Annotated in this window: 15 protein-coding genes; 5 read left to right on the plus strand and 10 right to left on the minus strand. The window is 75.1% G+C overall.

All coding sequences use genetic code 11. From position 1 onward, the window contains the following. On the minus strand, positions 1 to 266 hold a 266-nt coding region (locus ACFQ11_RS23910), incomplete at its 3' end, for a hypothetical protein (RefSeq protein WP_378302292.1). A 104-nt stretch (positions 267 to 370) separates the two neighbouring features. On the opposite strand from ACFQ11_RS23910, the gene ACFQ11_RS23915 reads away from it, so the two are divergent. Both ACFQ11_RS23915 and ACFQ11_RS23920 read left to right on the plus strand, forming a co-directional pair. Next, on the plus strand, positions 371 to 1,876 hold the full coding sequence (locus ACFQ11_RS23915; protein ID WP_378302294.1) for a DNA polymerase Y family protein: 1,506 nt from the start codon (positions 371 to 373) through the stop codon (positions 1,874 to 1,876). Further along, positions 1,869 to 5,141, plus strand: a complete 3,273-nt coding sequence (locus tag ACFQ11_RS23920; protein WP_378302296.1) for an error-prone DNA polymerase — start codon at positions 1,869 to 1,871, stop codon at positions 5,139 to 5,141. Before ACFQ11_RS23915 ends, ACFQ11_RS23920 begins: the two co-directional genes overlap by 8 nt. Positions 5,142 to 5,149: 8 nt before the next feature. Here the strand turns inward: ACFQ11_RS23920 and ACFQ11_RS23925 are convergent, their stop codons facing one another. Next, positions 5,150 to 6,079 (minus strand): Ppx/GppA family phosphatase, encoded by a 930-nt coding sequence (locus tag ACFQ11_RS23925; protein WP_378302298.1) that lies wholly within the window; start codon positions 6,077 to 6,079, stop codon positions 5,150 to 5,152. A gap of 101 nt (positions 6,080 to 6,180) precedes the next feature. On the opposite strand from ACFQ11_RS23925, the gene ACFQ11_RS23930 reads away from it, so the two are divergent. Beyond that, on the plus strand, positions 6,181 to 6,609 hold the full coding sequence (locus ACFQ11_RS23930; protein WP_378302300.1) for a PH domain-containing protein: 429 nt from the start codon (positions 6,181 to 6,183) through the stop codon (positions 6,607 to 6,609). Here ACFQ11_RS23930 and ACFQ11_RS23935 read toward each other — a convergent pair. The 5 genes from ACFQ11_RS23935 to ACFQ11_RS23955 form a co-directional block, all read right to left on the minus strand. Then, complete coding sequence (locus ACFQ11_RS23935; RefSeq protein WP_378302302.1) at positions 6,582 to 7,472, minus strand: ribokinase; 891 nt, start codon at positions 7,470 to 7,472, stop codon at positions 6,582 to 6,584. The genes ACFQ11_RS23930 and ACFQ11_RS23935 overlap by 28 nt on opposite strands. 17 nt (positions 7,473 to 7,489) lie before the next feature. After that, on the minus strand, positions 7,490 to 9,433 hold the full coding sequence (locus ACFQ11_RS23940) for an ABC transporter permease/substrate-binding protein (RefSeq protein ID WP_378302304.1): 1,944 nt from the start codon (positions 9,431 to 9,433) through the stop codon (positions 7,490 to 7,492). A 3-nt stretch (positions 9,434 to 9,436) separates the two neighbouring features. Further along, positions 9,437 to 10,942, minus strand: coding sequence for a sugar ABC transporter ATP-binding protein (locus tag ACFQ11_RS23945; RefSeq protein WP_378302306.1), 1,506 nt, complete (start codon positions 10,940 to 10,942; stop codon positions 9,437 to 9,439). Next, positions 10,939 to 11,973, minus strand: coding sequence for a LacI family DNA-binding transcriptional regulator (locus ACFQ11_RS23950; RefSeq protein WP_378302308.1), 1,035 nt, complete (start codon positions 11,971 to 11,973; stop codon positions 10,939 to 10,941). Before ACFQ11_RS23950 ends, ACFQ11_RS23945 begins: the two co-directional genes overlap by 4 nt. 102 nt (positions 11,974 to 12,075) lie before the next feature. Then, the gene (locus tag ACFQ11_RS23955) at positions 12,076 to 12,294 is read right to left on the minus strand and encodes a hypothetical protein (protein ID WP_378302310.1); all 219 of its coding nucleotides are present in this window, start codon (positions 12,292 to 12,294) and stop codon (positions 12,076 to 12,078) included. Positions 12,295 to 12,458: 164 nt separating this feature from the next. Between ACFQ11_RS23955 and ACFQ11_RS23960 the strand changes: the two genes are divergently transcribed. Further along, a complete protein-coding gene (locus tag ACFQ11_RS23960; RefSeq protein ID WP_378302312.1) occupies positions 12,459 to 12,875 on the plus strand; it encodes a hypothetical protein in 417 nt (138 codons plus the stop codon). Here ACFQ11_RS23960 and ACFQ11_RS23965 read toward each other — a convergent pair whose 3' ends face one another. Then, positions 12,876 to 13,670 carry an aldo/keto reductase gene (locus ACFQ11_RS23965; protein ID WP_378302357.1) on the minus strand — a complete coding sequence of 265 codons (795 nt, stop codon included), beginning with the start codon at positions 13,668 to 13,670 and terminating at the stop codon, positions 12,876 to 12,878. A gap of 195 nt (positions 13,671 to 13,865) precedes the next feature. After that, positions 13,866 to 14,309 carry a MarR family winged helix-turn-helix transcriptional regulator gene (locus tag ACFQ11_RS23970; protein ID WP_378302314.1) on the minus strand — a complete coding sequence of 148 codons (444 nt, stop codon included), beginning with the start codon at positions 14,307 to 14,309 and terminating at the stop codon, positions 13,866 to 13,868. A 95-nt stretch (positions 14,310 to 14,404) separates the two neighbouring features. Here ACFQ11_RS23970 and ACFQ11_RS23975 point away from each other — a divergent pair, with 95 nt between their 5' ends. After that, on the plus strand, positions 14,405 to 14,755 hold the full coding sequence (locus tag ACFQ11_RS23975) for a DUF1801 domain-containing protein (protein WP_378302316.1): 351 nt from the start codon (positions 14,405 to 14,407) through the stop codon (positions 14,753 to 14,755). A gap of 42 nt (positions 14,756 to 14,797) precedes the next feature. Here the strand turns inward: ACFQ11_RS23975 and ACFQ11_RS23980 are convergent, their stop codons facing one another. Further along, positions 14,798 to 17,956: a family 78 glycoside hydrolase catalytic domain gene (locus ACFQ11_RS23980; protein WP_378302318.1), complete on the minus strand. Its 3,159-nt coding sequence runs from the start codon at positions 17,954 to 17,956 to the stop codon at positions 14,798 to 14,800. Position 17,957: the final 1 nt, after the last annotated feature.

Consider the following 17,957-nt stretch of genomic DNA (forward strand, 5'->3'; position numbering starts at 1 on the left):
GTCCACGCGCCGAGGTCGTCGCCGAGGGCCGCGACGCGCCGCGGGGCCGCCGCGCCCGCCTGTGGCTCCCCGCCCCGGACGGCACGGTCGCCGCCGACGACGCCCGTCCCGCGCTCCACGTGGTGGGCGGGCCCGCCCGCGTCAGCGAGGGCGCCCCCGTACATCGCCCGCAGCGGCGGACCGGCACGACGGCGCCGGGCTCGCGCGGCGGCCCCGCGAGCGAAGCGCCCCTTCAGCACGGGCCCGGCGTTCCTGAACACGGGCAAGGCGTCTCCCCCCGGGCCGATGCCGAACACGAGGGCGCTGCCTCCGCCTGGACCGCCGCCCGCCGGCGCGACGCGGGCGCGCGCGAAGCGGGCACGGGGCCGGCGTGAGCCGGGTGGTCGTGGTGTGGTGTCCGGACTGGCCGGTCACGGCGGCCGGGGTCGACGCCGCGACGCCGGGGGCGGTCGTCGTGGGCGGGCGGGTCGCGGCGTGCTCGGCGGCGGCGCGGGCCGAGGGCGTGCGGCGGGGGCAGGCGCTGCGGGACGCGCAGCGGCGGTGCCCGGGGCTGGTCGTGCGGGACCGGGACGCCGACGCGGAGGGGCGGGCGTTCGAGCAGGTCGTCGCGGCGGTCGCGGAGCTGACGCCGAAGGTCGAGGTGGTGCGGCCGGGGCTGCTGGCGGTCCCGGCGCGGGGCGCGGCACGGTTCTACGGCGGCGAGGAGGCGCTGCGGGTGGTGCTGCAGGACGCCGTGGTGGAGTCGGGGTACGACTGCGGTGCGGGCGTCGCCGACGGGTTGTTCGCGGCGGAGCTGGCGGCGCGGGCCGGGAACGGCGGGCTGGTCGTGCCGGAGGGCGGCGCGGCGGATTTCCTGGCGCCGTACCCGCCGGCGGTGCTGGGCCGCCCGGAGCTGGCGGAGCTGCTGTGGCGGCTCGGGATCCGGACGCTCGGCGCGTTCGCGGCGCTGCCCGCGGGACGGGTCGCGGCGCGGTTCGGGGCGGACGGGGCGCTGGCGCACCGGCTCGCGCGGGGCGAGGAGCCGCGGCCGCTCGCGGCCGTGGACGGCGCCGCGGACCTGGCGGCGCACACGGTGTTCGACCCGCCCGCGGAGCGGGCCGACCAGGTGGTGTTCGCGGCGAAGCGGCTGGCGGACGAGCTGCACGCGGGGCTCGCGGCGGCGGGCGCCGCGTGCGTCCGGCTGGAGGTCGCGGTGGAGTTCGCGGACGGGCGGGAGTCGCGGCGGCTGTGGCGGCACGACGGGCTGCTGTCGGCGCTCGCGGTCGCCGACCGGGTCCGGTGGCAGCTGTCGGCGTGGCGGCCCGCGGAGGACGCGGTGTGGGGCGGGGTGGTGCGGCTCGCCCTCGTACCGGACCAGCTCGTCCCGGACACCGGGCGGCAGGAGGCGCTGTGGGGGCGGGTGACCGACCCGGTGGCGCGGGCGGCGGACCGGGTGCAGGCGCTGCTGGGGCACCGGGCGATCACCCGGCCGGTGCCGACCGGCGGGCGCGGGCCCGGCGAGCAGGTCGTGAAGGTGCCGCTCGGGGACCTGCCGCCGGAGGACGACCGGGACGGCCCGTGGCCCGGGCGGCTCACGGTGCCCGCGCCGGCCGTCGTCCCGGCCGAGCCGGTGCCCGTCCGGCTCGTGGACGCGGCCGGGACGGACGTGGTGGTGTCGGCGCGCTGCACGGTGTCGGCGCCGCCCGCCGCGCTCGTCGTCGGGGACGGCACGGCGGCGGTCGTCGCGTGGGCGGGGCCGTGGCCGGCGGACGAGCGCTGGTGGGACCCCAAGCGGGCGCGGCGGCGGGCGCGGTTCCAGGTCGTGACCGAGGACGGGGCGGCGTACCTCGTCACCGTCGAGGGCGGCCGGTGGCACGTCGAGGCCGCCTATGACTAGCTGGTTCAACCCGCCGGTGCCGTGGCGCGAGCTGGAGGAGCGGCTGGCGTGGCGGCCGAAGGCGCCGCGGCCCGCGGAGCCCGAGCCGGAACCGGTCGTCCCGCGCCGGGTCGAGGGCGGGGTGCCGTGGGCGGAGCTGCACTGCCACTCGTCGTTCTCGTTCCTGGACGGCGCGAACGACCCGGCGGCGCTGGTCGCGGAGGCGGCGCGGCGCGGCGTGGAGGCGATGGCGGTCACCGACCACGACGGGATGTACGGGGCGGTGAACTTCGCGCAGGCCGCGCGGGAGGCCGGTGTCGCGACGGTGTTCGGCGCGGAGCTGACCCTCGGCGCGCCGGGCCCGCGCGCCGGGGCGCCCGATCCGGCGGGGCGGCATCTGCTGGTGCTCGCGCGGAACCCGGAGGGGTACGCGCGGCTGTGCTCGACGATCACGCGGGCGCAGCTCGCGGGCGGCCGCAAGGGACGTCCGGTGTACGACGAGGACGCGCTCGCCGACGCCCACGGGGGTTCGTGGGCGGTGCTGACGGGGTGCCGCAAGGGCCCGGTCCCGGCGGCGCTCGATGCGGGCGGGCCCGGGGCCGCCGAGGCGGAGCTGCGGCGGCTCGTCGAGGTGTTCGGGCGGGAGAACGTGTTCGCCGAGCTCATCGACCACGGGATGCCGCACGACGACGAGCGCAACGACGTCCTCGCGGCGCTCGCGGAACGCGCGGGGGTGGGCGTGGTGGCGTCCAACAACGTGCACTACGCGGCGCCGGGCGCGGACGCGCGGCTCGCGCAGGCCCTCGCGGCCGTGCGGTCCCGGCGGAGCCTGGACGGCATGGAGGGGTGGCTCGCGGCCTCCGGTGCGGCGCACGTGCGGAGCGGGGCGGAGATGGCGGCGCGGCTGGCGCGGTTCCCGAGCGTCCGGGAGCGGACGGTGGAGCTGGCGCGGGCGTGCGCGTTCGACTTCGACGTCGTGGCGCCGAGCCTCCCCGACTGGCCGGTGCCGGACGGGCACACGGAGGCGAGCCTGCTGCGGCGGCTCGCGACGGACGGGGCGCGGGAGCGGTACGGGCCGCCGGAGGCGGAGCGGGTGGCGGGCGCGCACGCGCAGATCGCGCGGGAGCTGGACGTCATCGAGGGGCTCGGGTTCCCCGGGTACTTCCTGATCGTCCACGACATCGTGGAGTTCTGCCGGAGCCGGGGCATCCTGTGCCAGGGGCGGGGGTCGGCGGCGAACTCGGCGGTCTGCTACGCGCTCGGGATCACCGGCGTGGACGCCGTGCGGCACGGCCTGCTGTTCGAGCGGTTCCTGTCGCCGGGACGGGACGGGCCGCCCGACATCGACCTCGACATCGAGCACCGGCGCCGCGAGGAGGTCATCCAGTACGTCTACGGGAAGTACGGGCGGGAGTGCACGGCGCAGGTCGCGAACGTGATCAGCTACCGGCCGCGCATGGCGGTGCGGGACGCGGCGCGAGCGCTGGGGTTCTCCCCCGGCCAGCAGGACGCGTGGTCGAAGAGCGTCGATTCGCGGGACCCGGTCGGGACGGAGAACCGCGTCCCGGCGCCCGTCCGGGAGCTGGCCGGGCGGATGCTGGCGCTCCCCCGGCACCTGGGCGTCCACTCGGGCGGGATGGTGATCGCGGACCGTCCCGTCGGGGAGGTGTGCCCGATCGAGTGGGCGACGATGCCGGGCCGCAGCGTCCTGCAGTGGGACAAGGACGACTGCGCCGCCGCGGGCCTCGTGAAGTTCGACCTGCTCGGGCTCGGGATGCTGTCGGCCCTGCACGACACGTTCGACCTGGTCGCCGAGCATCACGGCCGCCGCTTCGACCTGCAGTCCGTCCCGGCGGAGGACGCGGCGGTGTACGCCATGCTGTCCGACGCCGACTCGGTCGGGGTGTTCCAGGTGGAGTCGCGCGCGCAGATGGCGACGCTGCCGCGGCTGCGTCCCGAGAAGTTCTACGACCTGGTCGTGGAGGTGGCGCTGATCCGCCCGGGGCCGATCCAGGGCGGGTCCGTCCACCCGTATCTGCGTCGCCGCAAGGGCGAGGAACCCGCGACGTGCCCGCACCCGCTGATGGAGAACGCCCTCGCGCGCACACTGGGCGTCCCTCTGTTCCAGGAGCAGATGATGCAGCTCGCCGTGGACTGCGCGGGGTTCACGCCGCAGGAGTCCGACCGGTTGCGTCAGGCGATGGGCGCCAAACGCGCGCCGGAGCGGGTGGAACGGCTGCGGCGCAGGCTGCTGGACGGCATGGCCGAGCGCGGCATCCCGCCGGACGTCGCCGAGGACGTCTACGAGAAGATCCTCGGCTTCACCGGCTACGGGTTCCCCGAGTCGCACGCGCAGAGCTTCGCGCACCTGGTGTACGCGAGCGCCTACCTCAAGCGCCACTACCCGGCCGCGTTCACGGCCGCGTTGCTGCGGAACCAGCCGATGGGGTTCTACTCCCCGAACAGCCTCCTGGCGGACGTCCGGCGGCACGGCGTCGAGGTGCGGGGCGTGGACGTCAACGTCAGCGACGTCCACCCCACGCTGGAGGAACCCGTGGAGGTCCGTTCGGCGCACCCGCACGCGCCGGAGGAGCCGCAGCCCGCGATCCGGCTCGGCCTGGACGGCGTCCGCAACCTGGGCACGGACGCGGCGAAGGCGGTCGCGGCGGGCCGCCCCTACACGGACATGGAGGACCTCGCGCGGCGCGTCCCGCTGTCGCCGGGGGCGCTGGAGGCCCTCGCGACGGCCGGGGCGTTCGGCTGCTTCGGGCTGTCGCGGCGGGAGGCGCTGTGGGCGGCGGGCGCGCTGGCCGGCGCGGGCCCCGGGCAGCTCGAGGGGGTCGCGCCCGGCACCGACGCGCCCGCCCTGCCCGCGATGACCCCGGTCGAGGAGACCCTCGCCGACCTGTGGGCGACCGGCGTGTCCGGCACGCATCCCGTCGCGCACGTCCGGGACGCCCTCGACGAGCTCGGCGCGCTGCCGGCCGGGCGGCTCGCGGACGTCCGCGCCGAGACGAACGTGCTGGTCGCGGGGCTCATCACGCACCGGCAGCGGCCCCCGACCGCCGGGGGCATCGTGTTCCTCAGCCTGGAGGACGAGACCGGCATCGCCAACGTGATCTGCCCGCCGCCGGTGTTCGAGCGGCACCGCGGCCTCGCGGTCGACGCGCAGGCGCTGCTGGTGAGCGGGCGGGTGGAGCGCGCCGACGGGGTGACGAACGTCCGCGCGCACCGGCTGCGGCGGCTGCCGGTGCCGGGCCGCGTCCGCACCCGCGACTTCCGCTGAGGCGGCCGTCAGGAGGTGAGGGCGTCGAGGCGTTCCAGGATGACCCCCTCGCGGAGCGCCCACGGGCACACCTCGAGCTCGGTGAGGCCGAACAGGTCCATGGCGGCGTCGGCGACGATCGCGCCCGCGGCGAGCTGCGGCGCGCGCCGTTCGGACACGCCGGGGAGGTCGGCGCGCTCGTCCGCGGGCATCTTCGCGAGCCTGTCGGCCCATTCGGTCAGGTCGGCGCCGCCGAGCACCCGCCGCTGGAACGGTCCCTCGGAGGTCGGTGCGGCGCCGCCGATGCGGGCGAGCTGCTTGAACGTCTTGGACGTCGCGACGGCGTGGTCGGGCGGCCCGTAGCGGGCGACGTCGCCGACGTGCCGGGCGATCTCCGCGCGGACGTGCCGGCGCAGCTTGCGGACCTCGTCGGCGGGCGGCGGGTCGCCGGTGAACCAGTCGCGGGTGAGGCGGCCCGCGCCGAGCGGCAGCGAGAACGCCGCGTCGGGCTCCTCGTCGATGCCGACGGCGATCTCCAGGGAGCCGCCGCCGATGTCGACGACCAGCAGCCGTCCCGAGGACCAGCCGAACCACCGGCGGACCGCGAGGAACGTCAGCCGCGCCTCGTCCTCGCCCGACAGCGCCTCGATGCCGACCTCCTTCTCCTCCCGGATGCGGGCCAGCACCTCCTCGCCGTTCGCGGCGTCGCGGACCGCCGAGGTGGCGAACGCGACGAGGTCCTCGACGCCCTTGTCCTCGGCGATCCGCAGCGCCTCGTCGACGAACTCGCGCAGCAGCTTCTCGCCCTCCTTGGAGAGCCGGTCGCCGTCCTCCAGGTGCGCGGCGAGCCGCAGTTCCGCCTTGTGGGAGTACGCGGGAAGCGGGCGCGCCCCCCGGTGGGCGTCCACCACGAGCAGGTGCACGGTGTTCGAGCCCACGTCCAGCACGCCGAGTCTCATGCCTCCGAAAATATCGGACCGCCGTCCGGTACGACGCGGCAGAGGGCGCACGAAGCTTCTGCGAAAAGGGTTGGAACTCCCTGGCCGGTAGGCTGGCGAACATGGCGGAACGGGAATGGCGGGTGCCCGTGGCGCAGGCGGCGGCCAAGTGGGCGGCCGCCGTCGCCGTCGCGGCCCTGGCGGCCGTGTCGGCCGGCGACCGCCAGTTCCTGCTGCTCGCCGCGGCGGCGGCGATCGGGCTGGCCGCGCTGGCGCTGCGCGACCTGCTCGCGCCGGTGCGGGTCGCGGCCGACGCCGCGGGCGTCACCGTCGTGGCGGGCTACGCGGCCCGGCGGCGGATCCCGTGGGACGAGGTCGCGGCCGTCCGGGTGGACGAGCGGCGGCGGCTGCTGCTCCACACCCGGCTGCTGGAGATCGAGACGTCCGACGACCTGCACCTGTTCAGCCGGTTCGACCTCGGCGCCGAGGTCGACGACGTCGCCGCCGCGCTCGGCGAGCTGCGTCAGGGCAGCTCGTCCGGGGTCGGATAGGACGGCTGCGCGCCGGACCGCCGGACCGCGGCGGCGCCCGCGCGGGCCGCGTACGCGGCGGCCGCCCGCAGGTCGTCCCCGCGCGCCAGCCGCAGGCACAGCGCGGCGGTGAACGCGTCGCCCGCGCCGGTGGTGTCCACGGCCTCGACCTTCGGGGACGGGACGGCCGCCGCGCCGGACGCGTCGGCGACCAGCACGCCGTCGGCGCCGAGGGTGACGACGACGGAGTGGGGCCCGCGCTCCAGCAGCGCCCGCGCCATCGCGGCGGGCTCCCCCGGCTCCCCGCCGCCGAGCAGGTACGCGGCCTCGTGCTCGTTGACGACGAGCGGGTCGCACAGGGCGAGCAGGTCGGTCGGGACGGACGCGGGCGGCGACAGGTTCAGCACGACCCGGCCGCCCGCCGCCGCGGCGGTGCGGGCGGCGGCCTGCACCGCCGGAAGCGGCACCTCGAGCTGGAACGACACGACGGCCGCGCCCGCGATCATGTCGCGGGCGGCGGCGACGTCGGCCGGGGACACCCGGGCGTTGGCCCCGGGCGACACGATGATGCTGTTGTCGCCGTCCGGGCCGACGGTGATCAGCGCGACGCCGCTCGGGCCGGGCGTCGTCGCCAGGTGGGCGAGGTCGACGCCGTCGGCGGCGAGCGCGTCCCGCAGCAGGCGGCCGTGGCCGTCGTCGCCGACCCGGCCGACGATCCCGGTCCGGGCACCGAGCCGCGCGGCCGCGACCGCCTGGTTGGCGCCCTTGCCGCCCGGATGGACGACCAGGTCGGAGCCCAGCACGGTCTCCCCCGGCGCGGGCCGCCGGTCCACCTTGACGACCAGGTCGGCGTTGACCGAGCCGACGACGACGACTTCCTGCATCACGGTGTTCCTCCGGCTCAGTCGGTGACGAACTGCGCGGCGTTCTCGCGGGTGGCGATCTTGACCGGGACCGGCGCGTCGGCCGGCAGCTCCTCGCCGTCCGCCGCCTTCAGCGCGCTCTCCACGGCCATCTTCCCGAGCAGCCGCGGCTGCTGCGCGACGGTCGCGTTCATCGTCCCGTTCCGCACGGCCTCGATCCCCGCCGGGGTCCCGTCGAACGCGACGACCTTGACGTCGCCGCCCGCCCGGTCGCCGAGCGCCTTGATCGCGCCGAGCGCCATCTCGTCGTTCTCGGCGAACACGCCGTCGACGTCCGGGTGGGACTGCAGCAGGTTCGTCATGACGTTCAGGCCCTTGGTGCGGTCGAAGTCCGCGGGCTGCTTGGCGACGACCTCGATGCCGGGGTGCGCCGCGATGCCCTCGGCGAAGCCCTGCCCGCGCTCCCGGGACGCCGACGTGCCCGGCTGGCCCTGCAGGATCACGATGCGGCCCTCGCCGCCCAGCAGCTCCGCCATCTCCTCGGCGGCGAGCTTCCCGCCCGCGACGTTGTCGGACGCGACGAGCTGCGCGACGCCGGCGCCGTTGACCGTCCGGTCGGCGGCGATCACCGGGATGTCCGCGCGGTTCGCGGCCTGCACGGCGGGCGCGGCGGCGTCGGAGTCGACCGGGTTGACGATGATCGCCTCCATGCCCTGGCTGACGTAGTTCTGCACCTGGTCGACCTGCTGCGACGCGTCGTTCTGCGCGTCCGAGACGGTCAGGTCGACGCCGAGCCGCTCCGCCTCGGCCTGCGCGCCGTCGCGGAACTGCACGAAGAACGGGTTGTTGAGGGTGGAGACCGACAGGCCGATCTTCGTGCCGCCCGCGGCGCCGCCGCCGTTGCCGGTCAGCGCGAGCCCGGCGGACAGGGCGACGATCACCGCGACGGCCGCGCCGCCGCCCGCCCAGAACGTCCGGGGGCCGAACTTCACGCCGCGGCGCCGGACGGTGTCCAGCAGGACGGCGAGCGCGATGACGACGCCGATGACGACCTGCTGCCAGAACGCCGACACCGACAGCAGGTTCAGGCCGTTGCGCAGCACCGCCAGGATGAGCGCGCCGACCAGGGTGCCGAACGCGCGGCCCTTGCCGCCCGACAGGCTCGCGCCGCCGATGACGACCGCCGCGATCGCGTCCAGCTCGTAGCCCTCGGCGGCCTGCGGCTGCGCGGACGCCAGCCGGGACGCCAGCACGATGCCCGCGACGGCCGCGAACGCGCCCGACAGCGCGTAGGTGACGAGCTTCTGCCGGTCGACGCGGATGCCGGACAGCCGCGCGGCCTCCTCGTTCCCGCCGATCGCGTACATCGCGCGGCCGCTGTAGGTGCGGGCGAGGATCAGCGCGGTGAGCAGCCCCATCACGATCATGACGAGGACGGGGACGGGCAGGTACTCGCCGATCGTGTCGCCCAGGCGGGTGACCGCGCCGGGGAACGCGATCGGGCTGCCGTCGGAGATGACCAGGGCGAGGCCCCGGGCGATGCCGAGCATCGCGAGCGTCGCGATGAACGGCGGCAGCTTCCCGTAGGTGATCAGCAGGCCGTTGACCAGCCCGGCGGCGAGCCCGGCCGCGATCGCGAACACGAGCGCGACCGGCCACGGCATCCCCTGCTCGGTGGCCGTCCACGCCAGGACGACCGCCGACAGCGCGGCGACCGAGCCGACCGACAGGTCGATCCCGGCGGTGACGATCACGAACGTGGCGCCGAACGCCAGGATCGCGACGACCGCGGCCTGCACGCCGACGTTCAGCAGGTTCGTCACCGTGAGGAAGTCGTCGGACGCGACGGCGAGGGCCAGCACCAGGATCACCAGGCCGGCCAGCGCGCCGTTCTCACCCAGCAGCCGCGCGGCCGTGCGCGGCGCGCCGCCGTCCCGCTCCGGGCCTCCGCCCGGCCGCTTGCGCAAGGTTTCGGTGGACATCCTTCATTCCTCCACGTCGTCCTGGCCGGACACGGCCAGCGCCATGACCGCGTCCTGCGTCGCCTCGCCCGCCGGCAGCTCGCCGGCGATCCCGCCCCGCGCCATCACGAGGATCCGGTCGCTCATGCCCAGCACCTCGGGCAGGTCGCTGGAGATCATCAGCACCGCGTGCCCGGACGCGGTGAGGTCGTTGATCAGCCGGTAGATCTCGACCTTCGCGCCGACGTCGACGCCGCGCGTCGGCTCGTCAAGGATCAGGACCTTCGCGTCGGCGAGCAGCCACTTGCCGATCACGACCTTCTGCTGGTTGCCGCCCGACAGCGTGCGGACCTCCTGGGTCAGCCCGCTCATCCGCACGTTCAGCCGGCCAGCGATCTCGCCCGCGCCGCGCCGCTGCCCGGCCCGGTCGACGACGCCGCCGCGGCTGGCGCGGCCCAGCGTGACCAGGCCGAGGTTCTCCTGCACGTCGGCGCCGAGGACGAGCCCCTGGCCCTTGCGGTCCTCCGGGACGAGCCCGAGACCGGCCTTCATCGCGGCCTGCACGTCGCCCGGCGGCAGCGCCCGGCCGTCCACCCGCACCTCGCCGCCGTCCGGGCGGTCCGCGCCGAACACCGCACGCGCCACCTCGGTGCGGCCCGCGCCGACCAACCCGGCGAGGCCGACGACCTCGCCCGCGCGGACGTCGAACGAGACGTCGCGGAAGACGCCCGCCCGGGACAGGCCGCGGACCTCGAGCAGGGCCGGGCCCGGCTCGGTGCGCTCGCGCGGGTACTGCGCGTCGATCGGGCGGCCGACCATCAGCCGGACCAGCTCCTCCTCCGGGGTGTCGGCGGGCACCTCGGCGACCGAACGGCCGTCCCGCAGGACCGTCACCCGGTCGCCGATCCGGGGGATCTCCTCGAGGTGGTGCGTGATGAAGATGATCGCGACGCCCTCGTCGCGGAGCCGCGCGACGATCTCGAACAGCCGGTCGACCTCGCCGGTGGTGAGGACGGCCGTCGGCTCGTCCATGATCAGCACGCGGGCGTCCAGGCCCAGCGCCTTCGCGATCTCCACCATCTGGCTGCGGGCGATGCCGAGCCCCGCCATCCGGTCGGCCGGGTCCGCGGCGACGCCCACGCGCGCCAGCAGGTCGCGCGCGGCGGCGTTCATCGCGCGCCGGTCGACGAGCCCGAACCGGCGCGGCGGCCGCCCGAGGAACAGGTTCTCGGCGACGGACAGCTCCGGGACGAGGTTGAACTCCTGGTAGATCGTCGCGATGCCGAGGTTCTCGGCGTCCTGCGCGGAGCGGATCCGCACCTCCCGCCCGGCCACCTCGATCGTCCCCTCGTCGGGACGGTGCGCGCCGGACAGCGTCTTGATCAGCGTGCTCTTCCCGGCGCCGTTCTCGCCGAGCAGCACGTGCACCTCGCCGGGGCGCAGCGCGAAGTCCACGCCGTCCAGGGCCACCACGCCCGGGAACGTCTTGCGCAGGCCCCGGACGCGCAGGATCTCGTCCGCACCGCTCATCGCGGGAGCCTCCCTTCGGTCTCGTCGGATCCCTGTTCGGCGGGCTCGCCGCAGGAGCGGCGCACCACCAGCCGCGCGTCCAGCACCACCGGCTCCACCGGGCGGCCGTCGATCCGGTCCAGCAGCGCGCGGACCGCCCGGCGGCCGAGCTCCTGCACCGGCTGGCCGATCGCGGTGATCGGCGGGTCGAGATGGGTGAACCAGGGGACGTCGTCGTAGGACGCCAGCGCGACGTCCCCCGGGATCGCGAGGCCCCGCGCGCGGATCTCGTCCAGCGCGCCGAGGGCCATCAGGTTGTCCCCCGCGAAGATCGCCTCGGGGGGTTCGGGCAGGTCGAGCAGCCGCGCGGCGCCCGCCCGCCCGCTGGCCGCCTGGAAGTCGCCGGCCTGCACGTACTCGGGACGGGCGGGCAGCCCGCACGCGCGCAGCGCGGCGGTGAACGCCGCCGTGCGCTCCCGGCCGGTCGACAGCAGCGCCGGTCCGGACACGAACGCGATCCGGCGGTGGCCGAGCGCCGCGAGGTGCGCGACCAGCGCGCCGATGGCGGCCGTCCCGTCCGCCCGCACGGTCGGGACGTCCAGCCCGGGGAGCGTCCGGTCGAGGAACGCCAGCGGGCCGCCGTCGCGGACGACGTCCCGCACCAGCGGCGTGACCTCGGCCGTCGGGCACAGCAGCAGGCCGTCCACCCGCTGCTCGAGGAGCGTGCGGACGTAGTGGTCCTGCCGGTCGGCCCGCTCGTCGGCGTTGCCGATCACCACCGAGTACCCGGCGCCCCGCGCCTCGTCCTCGACGGCGCGGGCCAGCTCGGTGAAGAACGGGTTGAGGATGTCGCCGATGACCAGGCCGATCGTCCGGGTCGTGTCGGTGCGCAGCGAGCGGGCGACGGCGTTGGGCCGGTAGCCCAGCTCCGCGACGGCCGCCAGGACCCGCGCGCGCGTCTCCGCCGTCACCCGGGCGCTGTCGTTGAGGACCCGCGAGACCGTCGCGACCGACACGCCCGCACGGCGTGCGACGTCCTTGACGCCCGCCATCCCGCCTCCCTGCGCGATCCGCGTGTAATCGTTTTCAGAGCTGTGCTTGTAAACGTTTACACGATGAGCGGCGCCCTAGGCAAGCCCGAGCCCGCGCACGGGTCACCGCAGGTACAGCTCCGCGAGATCGACGACGGCGGAGAGCTCCTCGACCGTCCGGTAATAGCCGCGCCCCACCAGCGTCCCGTCCCTGGTCACCAGCAGGGCGCTGTCCCCCCGCACGCCCATGAACTCCGCCCAGACCCGGTGCGCCCCCGCCAGCCGCACCGCCGTCACCCGCAACCCGTCCGGCCCGACCCAGCTCCCCCGCCCGTCCTCCATGCACACAACGTTACGATCATGTACTCTCCGGAGTTTCCGCAGGGTGCGGGCGGCCGGCCGCACGAGCGGCGGAACGGAGCTCCGTGCGCGCCGGGTGCCGCCGGAACCGGGCGGGAGGCGGGGTGCGTCGGAGGGGAGACCGGTCCATCGCCCGAGGAGGGGACATGGCGTTGCGGCTGCTGATCGCGATCACGGCGCTCGGCGCCGCGGCGGCGGTGGTCGGGTGCGGCGATCCCGCGCCGGACGGCGACCGGACGGTGCGGGCCGGTGAGGAGTTCACGCTCGCCCCCGGCGACACGGCGCGGACCGCCGGCGGGTTCGCGGTCCGGTTCACCGGCGTCCCGCGGGACAGCCGGTGCCCGGAGGACGTGACCTGCGCCTGGGAGGGCGACGCGACGGTGACGGTCGAGGTCACCGCCGCGGGGGCGTCGCCCGTCGAGCGGGAGCTGCACACCAACCGCCGGTTCGCCGCCGAGACGACCGTCGGCGGGCGCACGGTGCGCCTGCTGCGCCTGGCGCCCGCGGCGCGGCAGGGCGGGGTGCCCGCCGCGCGGTACCGGGCCCGGCTGACGATCGGGTGATCAGGCCCCGGCGTCGAACGTCGCCGGGTCCGGGCCGACGCGGGCGCCCTTGTCCAGGTCGCCGATCCGCTTCATGTCGTCCGGGGTCAGCTCGAACCCGAACACGTCGATGTTCTCGGCCATGCGCGACGGCGTCACCGACTTCGGGATGACGACGTTGCCGAGCTGCAGGCTCCAGCGCAGCGCCACCTGCGCGGGCGTGCGGCCGTGCGCGCGGCCGATCTCGGCGAGCGCCGGGTCGTCCAGGAGGCCCTTCCCCTGCCCGAGCGGCGACCACGCCTCGGTGCGGATGCCGTGCTCGGCGTGGAAGGCGCGCAGGCCCGCCTGCTGCAGGTACGGGTGCAGCTCGATCTGGTTGACCGCCGGGACGACGTCGGTCTCGTCCAGGACGTGCCGCAGCGTCTCGACGGTGAAGTTCGAGACGCCGATCGAGCGGGCGCGCCCGTCCCGCCGCAGCTCCTCGAGCGCCCGCCACGTCTCCAGGTACGTCCCGCGGTGCGGCATCGGCCAGTGGATCAGGTACAGGTCGACGTAGTCGAGACCGAGCCGCTCCAGGCTCGCGTCGAACGCCCGCAGCGTCCTGTCCCGCCCGTGGTCGCCGTTCCACACCTTGGTGGTGACGAACAGCTCCTCGCGCGGGACGCCCGACGCGCGCAGCGCCCGTCCGGTGCCGCGCTCGTTCTGGTAGACGGCGGCCGTGTCGATGCTCCGGTAGCCGTTCTCCAGCGCCGTCGTCACCGCCTGCTGGGCCTCGTCGTCGGGCACCTGGAAGACCCCGAAGCCCAGCTGCGGCATGGCGCGGCCGTCGATGAGGTCCACGTTCGGTACGGTCACGGTTCCGTCCCCCCTCTGGCGTGCACGTGCGGTGGCGTTCGTGCCCGGCGGACGGCCTCCGAACCGGGCACTGCGCCCACGATGGTCGAAATCTTGATCATATCCGCGTCCGCCCCGGCCCGGACGCGCTCCGCCCCGGCCCCGAGTGCGCCGAGGTCAGGCCCGGTCGCGCTGCGAGCGGACGACCTCCTGGAACGCCTCCTTGAAGGCGGCGTAGCGGTCGGCGCCGAGGTTCTCGGCGTGGCGGCGCTCCATGTCGGCGAGGATCGCGCGGGCCTTGGCGATCTCGTCCCGGCCGTGCTCGGTGGGGACGACCCGCTTGGCGCGGCGGTCGTCCGGGTCGGGCTCCCGGCGGACGTAGCCGAGCTCGGCGAGCTCGTCGACGATCGTGCCGATGATCTGCTTGTGCTGCCCGGTGCGCGCGGCGAGCTCGGTCGCGCGGGCGCCGTCCCGGCCGAGGAAGGCCAGGACCGTCCCGTGCCGCGGGCGCACGTCCGGGTGCCCCTGCTCGGCCAGCCGCTCGAACAGCTCGCGCTGGAGCGCGCGCATCAGCTGACCCGCCAGCATGCCCAAGTCGGGACCTCCCCTGTCCTCGTCCACGTTCCCCCCAATTTAGTCACGAATATTGACTATCAACCTCCGTGATTGTATCGTGGAAGCACACGGAACGCACACCGCCCCGAAGGGACCCGGCCATGAGCAGCACGGACGTGGACGTCTACATCGACACCAAGCTCGACCCGAAGCACCGCGGCACCGTCGACGCCCTGCGCGCCCTCATGGCCGACGCCGCGCCGGACGCCACGGAATGCCTCACCTACGGCTCCCCCGCCTGGCGCGGCGCGAAGATCCTCGCCGTGATCAGCCCGAGCAAGACGCACCTGACGTTCGCGTTCGAGCGCGGCGCCGAGTTCGACGACCCGCACGGCCTGCTGCAGGGCGTCGGCAAGCGCACCCGGCACGTCAAGATCAAGCCGGGGGCCGACCTCAACGAGGCGGCCCTGCGCGACTACATCGCCCAGGCCACCGCGCTCGACGCCGCGTGAGCGGGGCCGCTCCCGGGCCCGCGCCCGGGAGCGGCCCGCACGTCAGGCCGTGCCGTGGAACGTGTGATTCCCCGACCCCACGGTCACCGGCGCGTCGCGGCCGGGGACGCGGACCTCGGCGGTGCTGCCCGCCGGGACGGTCACCTTCAGCGTGACGCGGCCGCCCTCCAGCCTCCACGACGAGCGGACCTCGCCGTACGGGGTCCGCCGCGTCGCGGACGCGCTCGTCAGATCGCCGACGACGGACGGTGCGATCAGCAGCTTCCGGTAGCCCGCCGAACCGTCGGCCTGCCGGATCCCCGCCAGGTGGCCGCTGAACCAGGCGTCGATCGCGCCGAGCATGAAGTGGTTCTGCGACTGGCCGCTGCCGCCGTCCCACGTCTCGCCGAGCGCGGTGTTGCCGTGCACGACCTGGAAGCCGTAGCTCGGGCTGTCGGTCTGGGTCGCGATCTTGTAGAGGACGTCGTCGGGCAGCACGCGCAGCGCGGACGGCAGCGAGATCTCACCGAGCACGAGGTTCCAGCCCTTCTCCTCGATGGAGGAGACCAGGTGGTCGAGCAGCCGCCGCCGCTGGTCGTCCGGGACGGCGCCCATGTCGAGCGCGATCGCCTCCGCGCCGTGCCCGCCGCCGCCGAACGTCCCGGTCTCCGGGTCGTACAGCTCGTCCGACAGGGCCTTGGCGCTCAGGTCGGCCTTGGCGCGGAACGCGGCGGCCTCGTCCGGCTTCCCGAGCGTCTCGGCGATCTCGGCGAGGGTGTTGTTGAGGCTCCACCAGCCGAACGTGCCCGAGACGAGCTTGGGGAACGTGCGGTCGGGGCTGAACCAGTCGCCGAGCGTGTAGTCCGTCAGCCCGTTCTCGACGCGGCCCTCGATGTGCGCGGCGTACCGCTTCATCTGCGGGTAGTACGTCCGCATCGTCTCCACGTCGCCGTACTCCCGGTACAGCTGCCACGGGACGTGGACGAACGCGCCGCCCCAGTTGGAGTCGTCCCGGTACGAGCCCGCCAGGACCGTGTAGTCCGGGACGGTCGAGGGGATGAGGCCCGTCTCGGTCTGGGCGTCCGCCATGTCCTGGACGACCTTGCGCAGGTGCGCGTGCACGTCGTAGTTGGCGGCGAGGGTCGGGCCGACGAGGTGGTCCTGCTCCAGCCAGCCGAGTTTCTCGCGGCTCGGGCAGTCGGTGAAGACGCTCATCATGTTGCCCTCGATGGCGCGGCGGACCAGCCCGTGGATCCCGTTGATCAGATCGTTGGACGACCCGAACGAGCCGGCCGAGTCGTTGTCGGCGTGCAGCACCTGCCCGTTGACGCGGATCGACGCGCCCTCCGGCAGTCCCCGGACCTCCAGGTAGCGGAAGCCGTGGTAGGAGAACCGCGGGTGCCAGGTCTCCGGGCGGGACGACCGGGTGGTGTACTCGTCCCAGATCGGGGCGCCCACGTTGCTGATCGACTGGTTGACGCGCCCGTCCTTGAGGCTCTCGGCGGGCAGGACCCGGACGGACGTCCCGGCGGGCGCGTCGATCGTGATCTCGGGACGGCCGGCGATGTTGCGGCCGACGTCGAACACCTTGTAGCCGTCGCCGGAGCCGACCTCACGGCCAGGCAGCTCGTCGATGACGCGGACCGGCTCGGACATGCGGCCGGTCAGCGGGCCGGGCGCCGCCACGGGGACGGCGTCCTCCCAGCCCTCGCGGGACGCGCCGGGGCGGTCCCAGCCGGGGCGCTCGCGGCGGGCGTCGTGGTCCTCGCCGCCGTACCAGTTGGAGAAGGTGACCGGCCCGAGGACGGTCTTCCAGCTTCCGTCGCTGACGATCCGCCGCACGGATCCGTCCCGCAGGGTGACCTCGAGCTGCGCGGTCATCTTCGGGTCGCTGAACGTGTCGGCGAACTTGCGGTACCGGTCGGGCGTGGAGATCACGTTGGCGATGCCGTTGCCCAGCTCGACGCCGAGGGTGTTGCCGCCGGAGCGCAGCAGCTTCGTCACGTCGTAGGTCGCGTACTGGACGCGGTCGGCGAAGTCGGTGTTCGCGGGTTCGAGCTCGGCGTCGCCGATGCGGCGCCCGTTCAGCCGCGCCTCGTAGACGCCGAGGCCGGCGATGTAGAGGCGGGCGTCGCGGACGCCGCCGGGCAGCCGGAAGTCCTTCGCGAAGATCGGCATGGCCTCCGGGACGATCGCCTCCGGCGGCTCCTGGTCCGCGACCTGCTCGCGGGTCGTGAACGGGCCGCCGGCGGCGTCGGCCGTGCCGACGGTGAAGTCGGCGGGCGTGTGCGGCGCCTTGCCGCCCTCGGCGGGCCGGTCGGTGCGCGGCCACAGGACGACCTGGTCGAACGTCCGCGCCTCGCGGAGGTCGACGGTCAGCGCGAGCGGCTCGTCCGACACGTCCGGGTCGCCGTGCGCGGAGCTGCGCCAGCCCGCCTTCTCCTGGTTCGTGGTGCGGGTGCCGTCGGTCAGGTGCCGCGTCGCCCACTTGCGGTTGACGTCCCCGCCGGTGTCGGACGCGGTGACGGTGCGTCCCTTCGCGAGGTTGGTGTCCGGGTTGCCGGAGTCGCGGACCTCGAGTTCGGCGAGCGCCAGCCGGTGGGTGCCGCCGTCGAGGGTCTCCTCCAGCGGCAGCCCCAGCTCCGTCACGTTCAACCGGACGAACCGGGCGGTGGTGTCGGGCAGCTCGACCACGATCGGGTCGGGCTCCTTGTCCTTGATCTGCCAGTCCTCCTGGGTGATCCACCGGCCTCGCCAGTCGCTCTGCGCGGTCAGGCCGGTCTCGAACCAGGACGGCGACGACCATCCGGACGGGCGCCCGTCCGTCCAGACGCGGACCCGCCAGTGCACGCGGGTGCGGCTGCCGATCTTCTTCCCGGCGTAGTCGGCCTGCGGGAACTCCGACTCCACGCGGCCGGAGTCCCACAGGTCGGGCCGCCCGCGGTGCAGCGACCGCTCGCTGGTGGCGGCCTGGATCTGGTACGCGGCCTGGACGACGTTCCGGCCGCCGCGCAACCGCCAGGTGAGCGGCGGGGTCGTGTCGTCGATCCCCAGGGCCTCGTTCAGGTGGAACGCCTCCAGCCCGACGGGACGGACGCCGCCCGCGGCGTGCGCGGGTGCGGAGACGAGCGTGAGCGGAAGCGCGACGGTGACCGCCGCGGCGGCGAGACCGCGCAGTTTCCTCTTGGACGATTTCTTCTTGGACGATTTCGTATCGGGCAAC

The sequence above is a fragment of the Actinomadura sediminis genome, from assembly GCF_042675525.1.
GTDB classification, from domain to species: domain Bacteria; phylum Actinomycetota; class Actinomycetes; order Streptosporangiales; family Streptosporangiaceae; genus Spirillospora; species Spirillospora sediminis.